10 protein-coding genes are annotated in these 10,048 nt (G+C 71.1%); 7 read left to right on the top strand and 3 right to left on the bottom strand.

From position 1 onward, the window contains the following. Positions 1-72: 72 nt before the first annotated feature. On the bottom strand, positions 73-2,958 hold the full coding sequence (locus RIN75_RS29740; RefSeq protein WP_309115349.1) for a glycoside hydrolase family 9 protein: 2,886 nt from the start codon (positions 2,956-2,958) through the stop codon (positions 73-75). Between the two features lie 177 nt (positions 2,959-3,135). On the opposite strand from RIN75_RS29740, the gene RIN75_RS29745 reads away from it, so the two are divergent. The 5 genes from RIN75_RS29745 to RIN75_RS29765 all read left to right on the top strand — a co-directional run bounded on the left by RIN75_RS29745 (position 3,136) and on the right by RIN75_RS29765 (position 7,173). Continuing rightward, entirely contained in the window at positions 3,136-4,077 is a 942-nt protein-coding gene (locus RIN75_RS29745; protein ID WP_309115360.1) for a zinc-binding dehydrogenase, read from the top strand. After that, complete coding sequence (locus RIN75_RS29750; protein ID WP_309115350.1) at positions 4,077-4,319, top strand: hypothetical protein; 243 nt, start codon at positions 4,077-4,079, stop codon at positions 4,317-4,319. The genes RIN75_RS29745 and RIN75_RS29750 overlap by 1 nt, the downstream gene beginning before the upstream one ends. After that, the gene (locus tag RIN75_RS29755; protein ID WP_309115351.1) at positions 4,316-5,188 is read left to right on the top strand and encodes an alpha/beta hydrolase; all 873 of its coding nucleotides are present in this window, start codon (positions 4,316-4,318) and stop codon (positions 5,186-5,188) included. Before RIN75_RS29750 ends, RIN75_RS29755 begins: the two co-directional genes overlap by 4 nt. Positions 5,189-5,241: 53 nt before the next feature. Beyond that, positions 5,242-6,012, top strand: a complete 771-nt coding sequence (locus RIN75_RS29760) for a nucleotide exchange factor GrpE (protein WP_309115352.1) — start codon at positions 5,242-5,244, stop codon at positions 6,010-6,012. 81 nt (positions 6,013-6,093) lie between these two features. Further along, positions 6,094-7,173, top strand: a complete 1,080-nt coding sequence (locus RIN75_RS29765) for a glycoside hydrolase family 19 protein (protein WP_309115353.1) — start codon at positions 6,094-6,096, stop codon at positions 7,171-7,173. 67 nt (positions 7,174-7,240) lie between these two features. Here the strand turns inward: RIN75_RS29765 and RIN75_RS29770 are convergent, their stop codons facing one another. Then, positions 7,241-8,257 carry a C40 family peptidase gene (locus tag RIN75_RS29770; protein WP_309115354.1) on the bottom strand — a complete coding sequence of 339 codons (1,017 nt, stop codon included), beginning with the start codon at positions 8,255-8,257 and terminating at the stop codon, positions 7,241-7,243. Positions 8,258-8,457: 200 nt separating this feature from the next. Between RIN75_RS29770 and RIN75_RS29775 the strand changes: the two genes are divergently transcribed. Together RIN75_RS29775 and RIN75_RS29780 are read left to right on the top strand one after the other, a co-directional pair. Continuing rightward, the gene (locus tag RIN75_RS29775; RefSeq protein WP_309115355.1) at positions 8,458-9,198 is read left to right on the top strand and encodes a lytic polysaccharide monooxygenase; all 741 of its coding nucleotides are present in this window, start codon (positions 8,458-8,460) and stop codon (positions 9,196-9,198) included. 74 nt (positions 9,199-9,272) lie between these two features. Continuing rightward, positions 9,273-9,869: a DUF305 domain-containing protein gene (locus tag RIN75_RS29780; RefSeq protein ID WP_309115356.1), complete on the top strand. Its 597-nt coding sequence runs from the start codon at positions 9,273-9,275 to the stop codon at positions 9,867-9,869. Here the strand turns inward: RIN75_RS29780 and RIN75_RS29785 are convergent. Then, a partial coding sequence (locus tag RIN75_RS29785; RefSeq protein ID WP_309115357.1) for a hypothetical protein occupies positions 9,866-10,048 on the bottom strand: 183 nt, incomplete at its 5' end. The genes RIN75_RS29780 and RIN75_RS29785 overlap by 4 nt on opposite strands.

The raw sequence follows: 10,048 nt of genomic DNA on the forward strand, positions 1-10,048 counted from the left end.
TCCAAGAGCACCTCGCGCAAAAGTGAAGGGGCCGCCGACCGGGCGCTTGGTCGACGGCCCCTCACCGAACGGTCAGCCCCTGCTACAGCGCTGGCCGTTGACCGTGAAATCGGTCGGTTCCGTGTGCGGCGGGGTCGAGGAGGCGTTGAAGCCGATCTGGACCGTGCCACCCGGCGGGACGTTGGCGTTCCACGCCACGTTGGTCGCGGTGACCATCTGGCCCGACTGCGTCCAGTTCGCCGACCAGCCCTGCGTGATCTTCTGGTTGCCTGGCCACGTGAACTTCAGCGTCCACGTCGGCCACGTGCTGCTGCTCGTGTTCTGGATGGTGATGTACGCGGACAGACCCGTGTTCCACGTCGACTGCCGGTACGTCACCTTGCAGTACGTGGCACCGTCCGGCTTCGTGGTGAACGAGCCGAACGGCGACATGCCCGACCGCAGACCGGCGTTGTTGCGCGCCACCACCGCGAACCGGTACGCCGTGTCCGGACGCAGGCCGGTCGCCGTGTACGACGTGCCGGTGACGGTGGCGACCACGCGCAGCGCGTCACCCTCGACCGCGATCACGTCGTAGTCCTTGACGCCGCTCTCCGGGTCGGTCGACGCCGTCCACGTCAGCTTCGCCCCGGTGGCCGTGATGTCCGACGCCACGGGGGCGCCGGGCACGGTCGGCGGGGTGGTGTCGGCGGGCGCGCCGCCGGCCTTCTCCGCCGCCCAGTTGGCGATCCACGCGAACGCCGAGTTCCAGTTGACCGTGACCTCGTTGAGCGAGTACGCCTCGATGTGGTCCACGAAGCACTTCTGCGGCTTGCACCCGGGCAGCAGCCGCGCCGCGATCGGGTCCTGCAGACCGCTGTTCGGACCACCCGACAGCACGCCGGGCGGCGCGGTCGGCAGGGTGGCGTCCAACTGGTTGGCCCAGTGCCGGTGGTGGACGTTCTTCACCGGCTGGGTGCCGTAGCCGGTCACGTACGAGTAGCTGACCGGGTTGCGGCCCAACAGGTAGTGCAGGACCTCGAACACGCCCTCGCGGTACTTCGCCGCGCCCGTGAAGTCGTGCGCCAGCGCCAGCACCGACGCGTTGTTGGCGATCAGGCCGTTGGAACCCCACTCGTAGGTGCCGTTCTCCGTCTGGTAGGGCGCCGGGTAGGCCCGGGTCGTCAGCTGCGACAGCAGGCCGTCGGCCGTGGTGGTGAACGCCTGCCGGATGGCCGCCACGTCCGCCGCCGGCAGGCCGTTGGGCACGATCGCCAGCGTGATGTCACCCAGCGGACCCGTGGAACCCCAGTCGAAACCGCGCTGGTTCAACGACTGTCCCTTGTAGAGGGTCGAGCCGGTGACGTCGGCGCGGTAGGACGCCTCGCCGGTGGTCGCGAACATCTCGGCCGCGGCCCAGTAGAACTCGTCGGCCAGCTTGTCGTCGCTGTAGGAACCACCGCCGGTGCCGTCGTTCGGGTCGGCGATCTTGTTCGGGTTGGCCTTCGCCGCCGCGTACGCCTTCACCGCCGCCGCCTGCGCCTTGGCCGAGAACGCCGGGTCGATCGTCTTCCAGATGCGGGCCGCCTGCGCCGCCACCGCGGCCAGGTTCAGCGTCGCCGCGGTGCTGGTCGCCGACAGTCGCCGCGGCTGCGGGTCCTGGTGCGGCAGCAGCGGCAGGCCGGTCCACTCGGCGTCGTGGATCTTGTGGTGCGCCATGCCGTCGGGCGCCTGCATCTTCAGCAGGAACTCGACCTCCCAGCGGGCCTCGTCCAGGATGTCCGGGACGCCGTTGGCCTTCTCGGGGATGTTCAGCTTGCCGTCGCCCAGCGCGGACGCGTCGCCCAGGCGCAGCGCGCGCTCGTAGGTGTTGAGCACCTGCCACGCCGAGATGCCGCCGTTGACCACGTACTTGCCGTGGTCGCCCGCGTCGTACCAGCCGCCGCGCACGTCGAGCGTGTAGCCGCAGGGCACGTCGGCCTTGCAGGGCACGTTGTTGTCACCCTGGTTGGGCGCGACGTTGAGGTGGCCGGCGGGGCGCGCGTAGGTGTCGCCGACGTACTGCGCCTGGATCTCGATGCCGCTGCGCTGGTGGTAGAAGAACGCCAGCGCGTCGTAGCGCAGCTGCTTGAACCGGTCGGCGGAGATGTCGAACGGGAAGCTGGTGTCCGTGCCGACGGACAGGGTGTAGCCGGCGCCGGTGGTGTCGTAGGACGAGAAGTCGATGATGTGCGTCGAGTCGCCGGAGGCCGAGTCGAGGCCCTTGGGCGTGGTCTGGCCGGTCGCCACGGTCGCGCCGGCCGCGTTCTTCAGCGTCCACGTCTGCGGGGTGGTCGCGGTCGAGGTGAGGGTGGCGCGCTTGGGCAGGCCGGGCACGTACGCGACCTGGTCGGCGTTGATCTTCCTCGGGGCCGGGCCGACGTCGCCGCCCGGCGGTTTCACGCCGCCGACCAGCGAGATGTTGTCGAAGCAGATCGTGTTGTTGGCCGCGTTCCCGCCGAGCTGGAAGGAGAACTGGCCGTTGCCGAGTTCGGGGAAGTCCAGCTCGGGCGTGAAGGTGAAGCTGTAGGTCTGCTTGGTCGTCGTCAGCGCGACCGTGTGGCGGGCGATGGTGCGGTAGGGCGCGACGGACTCGCCCGCGTTGGCGTTGATGGACTGCGGCGCGGTGGCGTAGGCGTCGAACGACATCCGGTAGGACTGCCCGGCCTCGAACGGCACGCCGTTCTGGCCGATCAGGGCGTCCCAGGGGTTCGCGGTGCCGCCGGTGACCGCGGCGCACAGCTCGCCGCCGACCACGCGGTTGGTCACGCCGGCGCTGGCCCACCACGGGTCCGCGGTGCCGCCGGAGAACGTGCCGTTGACGAGCCGCTCGTAGTCGGCCGCGTGCGCGGTGCCGGAGGTCAACGCGCCGGTCAGGGCGGCGACGGCGAGGGTCGCGGTGGCCTGGCGGCGCCACCGGGGAGGGGGAAGCGATCTCATGGACAGGGTTCCTCCGTCTGCTCTGACGGTTGACGACGCTTCTGGGAACGCTCCCTGGGAGCGCTCCCAGAGACTCTAGGGTGACCCGGCGCACATCCACAAGGGCGAAAGTTGACCTCCAGTTAGCTGGAGGTCGCAGGCTGGTCCCACGAGTCGGGACGGCCCATGGGGGACGCGGTGCGCGCGGTGTGGATGAACGGGTTCGGGGGACCGGAGGTGCTGGTCGCGGGGGACGCGCCGGATCCGGTGGCGGGTCCGGGGCAGGCGTTGGTGGAGGTCGCGTACGCGAACACCACCTTCGTGGAGACGCAGTACCGGCGCACCGGGCAGGGGCCGTTCCGACTCCGACCACCCGCGATCCTCGGCAACGGGGTGGGCGGCGTGGTGACCCGGGTGGGCGAGGGCGTGGACCCCGGCCTGGTGGGGCAGCGGGTGATCACCTCGACCGGCGGGCAGGGCGGGTACGCCGAGCGGGTCGCGGTGGACGCGGCGGGCGTGGCGGTCGTGCCGGACGGCGTGCCGCTGGACACGGCGGTCGCCCTGCTGGCCGACGGCCGCACCGCCCTGCTCAACCTGCGCACCGTCGGCGACGTCGCCGGTCGGCGGGTCCTGGTGCTCGCGGCGGCGGGCGGGGTCGGCACGCTGCTGGTCCAGCTCGCCAAAGCCGCCGGCGCGACCGTGGTGGGCGCGGCGGGCGGCGCGGAGAAGGGCGAGGTCGTGCGCGGCCTGGGCGCGGACGAGGTGGTCGACTACACCGAGCCCGACTGGACCACCGACCCGGTGGACGTCGTGTTCGACGGCGTCGGCGGACCGACCGCGCGGGCCGCGTTCGAGCTGCTGCGGCCCGGCGGCCGGATGCTGAGCTTCGGCCTGGCCAGCGGCGAGTGGGCGGGCATCGACCCGGACCGCGCCGCCGAACGCGGCGTCACGCTCGTCTCGGGAAGCAGGCCCGCGCCGGAGGAACTGGCCGACCTGGTCGCCACCGTCCTGCGCCACGCCGCCGACGGGTCCGTGCGGCCGGTGATCGGGCAGCGGTTCCCGCTGGACCGGGCCGCCGACGCGCACGCCGCCATCGAATCCCGCGCCACGGTCGGCAAGACCCTGCTGGAGGTGCGGTGATGGACGTCGGCACGACCCTCCCCGGCATCGGCCACGGCCTGGTCGCCTTCGCCCAGCACGCCGAGGGCCTGGGCCTGGAGTCGCTGTGGCACGGCGACCACCTCACCGGCACGCCCGAGCAGGCGGCGGAGCGGTTCGCGGCGTTCGCGGAGGCGGGCGTGGACCGGGTCGTCGCCATGCCGTTCACCGACGACCGCTTTCGCCAGACAGGGCTGATCGCGGAGGCTACGGTCTTGGTGTGACCGAAAAGGTGTTACGCGCCAACGGCGTCGACCTCTGCGTGGAGACCTTCGGGGTGCCCGGCGACCCGGCCGTCCTGCTGATCATGGGTGTCACCGGGTCGATGGACCGGTGGGAGGTCGACTTCTGCCGCTCCCTCGCCGACGCCGGCCGGTTCGTCATCCGCTACGACCACCGCGACACCGGGCGCTCGACGTCCTACCCGCCGGGCGAGCCCGGCTACGCGTTCCCCGACATGGTCGACGACGCCGCCGGGGTGCTCGACGCCCTGGGCGTTGAACGGGCGCACGTCGTGGGGCTGTCGATGGGCGGCATGATCGCCCAGTTGCTGACGCTCGACCACCCCGACCGCGTGGCCACGCTGACGCTGATCGCCACCAGCCCCGGCGGCCCCGGCGATCCCGACCTGCCGCCGATGGCGCCGTCCCTGCTGGAGCACTTCGCCGCCGGCGGCACCACGCCGCCCGACTGGTCCGACCGCGACTCGGTGATCGACCACCTCGTCGCCGCGCAACGGCCGTACCGGGGTTCGCGGCCGGTGGACGAGGAGGTCGAGCGGGCGTTGGCGGGCCGGATCTTCGACCGGTCGACCAGCATCGCCTCCACCGCCAACCACCTCCAGGTGGTCGGTGGCGAGCCGTGGCGGGAGCGGTTGGCGGAGATCGCGGTGCCCACGCTCGTCATGCACGGCGACGTCGACCCGTTGTTCCCGTTGGGCCACGCGGAAGCGCTCGCCGCCGAGATCCCGACCGCGCGACCGCTGGTCGTCCTGCCCGACACGGGCCACGAGTTCCCGCGCGGGGTCTGGGACCTCGTCCTCACCCGTCTGGTCGAGCACACGGAGCGTGGATCCGCGACTGCGCAGGGCTGATTCACCCGGACGGCCCGATCAGGGCGCGCTCCCGCCGGACGACTGTAGAAGGGGTGTACCGAACTGCCATCGCCCTCGTCGTCCTGGGCGCGCTGATCACGTTCACCGCCTTGGCCTTGGTCCTGTCGCCTGGCGCACCTGCCGTGGACGTGCGCGAGGTGGCCGTGGGCGCGGTCGACAGCGCGCGGCGCGCCACCGACCCGGTCGGCATCGCCGACGAGGTCGCGGCCGTGCTGCCGGCCGGCGCCCGCGCGGTCGTGGTGCGGCCGGCCCGGAACAACGAACCGCCGTCCCGGACGGCGACGCCCCGCGTGGCCGTGCTGGTCGGCGAGGTCGACCAGGCGGCGGTGGGGCTGCTGGTCGCGGGCGGCGGCATGGTGGGCGCGCACGCCACGCCCGACGGGTGGTGGGCGTCGGTGGCCGTGCCCGCGACCGTGCCGCCGCCGACCGCGCCCGCGCTGGCCCTGCTCGTCGGCGCGGTCCTGCTGGGCGCGGCGGCGACCGGGGTCAACCGGGGACACGCGGCCCCGCCGTCGTCGCGCCAGAAGGACGTCCTGGTGCGCGGCCTGACCGACCTCATGCCGAAACTGCCGGAGGGCCTGGGTTGGCAGGCGGAGAACCTGCTCGCGGCGGCCGGGGTGCGGTTGGTGGTCCCTGACGGCCGTCCGGTCGACCCGCACCGGCACCACGTGGTCGGCACCGAACCGACCGACGACGAAGACGCCGTGGACACCGTCGCGCGCACCGTGCGGCCGGGTTACGCGGACGGCGAGCGGATCGTCGTGTGCCCGTCGGTCGTCGCGTACGTGCGAGAACAGGGGTAGTTCACCCTTGACTGGTGTAGACCAATCCGGTTGAGTGGCCCCCGTCACGTCCGAGGGCGCTCGAACGGAAGAAGAGATCACGTGTCGAGAATCCGTGCGGTGGCGGCGATCGCCACCATCGTGGTCGGCGCGGCCCTGACCGTCGCGGTCGCCACGACCTCCGCATCCGCCGCCGCGTGTGCCACGCCGTGGAGCGCGTCCGCCGTCTACACCGGCGGCATGACGGCCTCGCACAACGGGCACAACTGGTCCGCGAAGTGGTGGACCCAGAACGAAACCCCCGGCTCCGCGCAGGTCTGGGCGGACCAGGGGGTCTGCGGCGGCGGCACCACGCCCCCGCCGTCGTCCTGCAACCACCCCGCATGGGTGCGGGGCCAGTTCTACGCCGCCGGCAGCGTCGTGAAGTACACCGACGGCAAGTACTACATCGCCGAGCACGACAACCCGGGCTACGACCCGACGATCAGCACCTGGTACTGGGACCCGTACACCTGCGGCACCAGTCCGACGACGACCACGACGTCCAACCCGCCCAGCACCGGCGGTTTCGTGGTGTCCGAGGCGCAGTTCCAGCAGATGTTCCCGAACCGGAACGCCTTCTACACCTACAGCGGCCTCAAGGCGGCGCTGAGCGCGTACCCCGGTTTCGCGAACACCGGCAGCGACACGGTGAAGAAGCAGGAGGCCGCGGCGTTCCTGGCCAACGTCAACCACGAGACCGGTGGGCTGGTGCACATCGTGGAGCAGAACCAGGCCAACTACCCGCACTACTGCGACGCGAGCCAGCCCTACGGCTGCCCCGCCGGGCAGGCGGCGTACTACGGCCGGGGTCCGATCCAGTTGTCGTGGAACTTCAACTACAAGGCCGCCGGTGACGCCCTGGGCCTGCCGCTGCTGACCAACCCGTGGCTGGTGCAGAACGACGCGTCCGTGGCGTGGCGCACCGGCCTCTGGTACTGGAACACGCAGAACGGTCCGGGCACGATGACCCCGCACAACGCGATGGTCGGCGGCCACGGCTTCGGCCAGACGATCCGCAGCATCAACGGCGCACTGGAATGCGACGGCCGCAACCCGGCGCAGGTCCAGAGCCGGGTGGACGCCTACCAGCGCTTCACCAGCATCCTCGGCGTCTCTCCGGGTGCCAACCTGTACTGCTGATCTGCTTGACGGAACGGGACCCGCTTTCATGGCGGGTCCCGTTCTTTTGTTGGCCTATGAGGTGTTGTCAGCCCACGACACGGCGGATGGTGCTGACCGGCCCGATGGAGTCGATGTCCGCGATGCGCACCGGCACGCCCTCGGTCGACGCGTGCACCGCCCGGGTTCCGTCCACCGCCATCGCGACGTGCGACTGCTCGGCGTAGTAGATGATCAGGTCACCGGCCTGCACCTGCGCCCGCGACACCGCCCGCCCGACCGTCGCCTGCGTGTAGGTCGTGCGCGGGATCGACACGCCGGCCGCGCGGTAGGCGGCCTGGGTGAGGCTGGAGCAGTCCCACGAATCCGGGCCGTTGGAGCCGAACACGTACGGCTTTCCCCTTTGTGCCAAGGCGAACTCCAACGCGGCCCCGGCGGCGCCGGCCGGTACGGCGACGGCGGAGGTGTCGCCGGGTGCGGCGAGCGCGGCTTTGACGGGTGCCGACAGGGATTCGTAGTGCGCCCGTGCGTCGGCGACCTGTTCGTCCATCGCCTGCTTGCGCGCGGCAAGGTCGTCGACCAGTCGCGCGGCTTCGTCGGCCGCCACCGACGCTCTCTGCTCTGCGTCGGCAGCCGCGTTCTTGGACCGTTCAGCGGAATCCACGGCGGCGGAGAGGCGGCCCAGCGCCTCGCCGCTGTCCGCCGCGAGCACGCCCAACGCGCTCATCCGGTTCAGGAAGTCCTGCTGTGAATCGGCGACGAGCAGCGCGGACAGCGTCGTCAACCGCGCGCCTTCGAACGATGCCTCGGTGAGCAGATCTACTTGGCCGCGAAAGCGTTCCTGCTCCGCGAGGGCTTCCGCGCCGGTCTGGGCCGCCGCGGCGAGGTCCGCTCGTGCCCGGTCCACCTCGGCTTGCCGTGCGCCGAGGTCTTCCCGGGCCTTGAGGTGGTCCTGGTGGAGGCGTTCGGCGTCGCGGGACAACTCCTCGTACTTCTCCAGCGCTTCGGAGGCCGTGGGCTGGGCGTGGGCGGGAGCGGCAACTGTGAACGCCGCGACCACCGCCGCCGCCAGCGTTGTCGCACGTTGAACGGGATGAGGGCGCACACCGGGACCTACGGGCGGCTGGACCAGTCGGTTCAGATCCTTGACCCGGATGACGTTCCCGATTATGGTCTAGACCACCATCGCCGAGTGTGGTCCTCCCATCGCGGAGCGCCACCACGCCCGGCGGGTTCCGGCCGCCGCGGACATGGACCCTGCCCAGGAGACCTCTCGTGGGGACTCCTTGCGAAGGAGCTGGACAAATGAGCCTGAAACGCAAGCTCGCGGCGGTACTCGTCGGCGTGGGCGTGGCCCCGTTCATCGTCGTGGTGTCGGCGGGAACGGCGAGCGCGCACGGCTACATCTCGTCGCCGCCCAGCCGGCAGGCGAACTGCGCGCAGGGCCGCGTCTCCAACTGCGGCCCCATCATCTACGAACCGCAGAGCGTCGAAGGCCCGAAGGGCCAGCAGAACTGCCACGCCGGCGACAGCCGCTGGGCCCCGCTGAGCGACGAGAGCAAGGCGTGGCCCGCCGCGTCGGTCGGCAACAACGTCACCTTCACCTGGACCATCACCGCCCGGCACGCCACCACCACGTGGCAGTACTTCATCGGCGGCAGCAAGATCCACGAGGTGAACGACGGCGGCCGCCAGCCCGGCTCGACCGTGACCCACAACGTCAACCTCGGTGGCCGCACGGGCCGGATCAAGCTCCTGGCGATCTGGAACATCGCGGACACCCCGATGGCGTTCTACAACTGCGTCGACCTCCAGGTCGGCCCCGGCGGCGGCGACCCCACGACCACCACCCCGACCACGACCACCACCCGCCCCACCACCACGACCACCACCCCGCCCGTGGGCGGCACGTGGGCGCCGAACACGGCGTACTCGGTCGGTGCGCAGGTCACCTACGGCGGTGCGTCTTACAAGTGCATCCAGTCGCACACGTCCCTGACCGGCTGGGAGCCGCCGAACACGCCATCCCTGTGGCAGCGGCTCTAGACGACCTGTGTTAGAAAGCCCGTCCGCGCTGCCCTGTCACAGCGCGGGCGGGCCCGACCCAGGGGAGGACGACCTTGCGACGCCTGAAGGCGGTTCCGACGGCGGTTCCGGCGGTCTTGGTGGGGCTGCTCCTGCTCTCCGGCTGCGGCGGCGGCCCCAACCTGGTGGCACCGCCGACCGGCCCCGTGTCGACGGTCGCGGAGACCAACGAGTTCAACCCGATCGACGTGATGTTCCTGCAGATGGCGGTCGCCCACCACAAGGCGGGCATCGAGATCGTCAAACTCGCCAAGGACAAGTCGATCCGCACGGACGTGAAGACGCTGGCGGCCGCGATCGAGGTCACCCAACTGTCCGAAGTGGACTCGATGCTGAAGTGGTTGCGGGACTGGAAGCAGCCCGAGTCGCCTGGTACCGATGCACAGCTCCACGCCAACCACGGCGGCGACCACTCGACCAGTCCGGAGGCCATCGCGGCTCTGGCGGCGACGGGTCCGGGCGAGTTCGAGAAGGCGTTCCTGAATCTGTTGATCGCTCACCAGCACAATGCGGTGGAGATCGCGAAGTTCGAGCGGGAGGGTGGGATCAACCCCCAGTCCAAGGCTTTGGCCGAGCGCATCTTCCACTCGCGGACCGGCCAGATCTCTCAGATGCTCGGATACCTCGACTAGCTCCGCTCTCTTGACGCTGCGCTGGCTCGACGCGCTTCGCGCTGGGTCTTGGGACGCGCTTCGCGCTGGGTCTTGGGACGCGCTTCGCGCTGGGTCTTGGGACGCGCTTCGCGCTGGGTCTTGGGACGCGCTTCGCGCTGGGTCTTGGGACGCGCTTCGCGCTGGGTCTTGGGACGCGC

Origin of the sequence: Saccharothrix sp. (genome assembly GCF_031180885.1) — a bacterium.
Classification (GTDB): Bacteria; Actinomycetota; Actinomycetes; order Mycobacteriales; family Pseudonocardiaceae; genus Actinosynnema.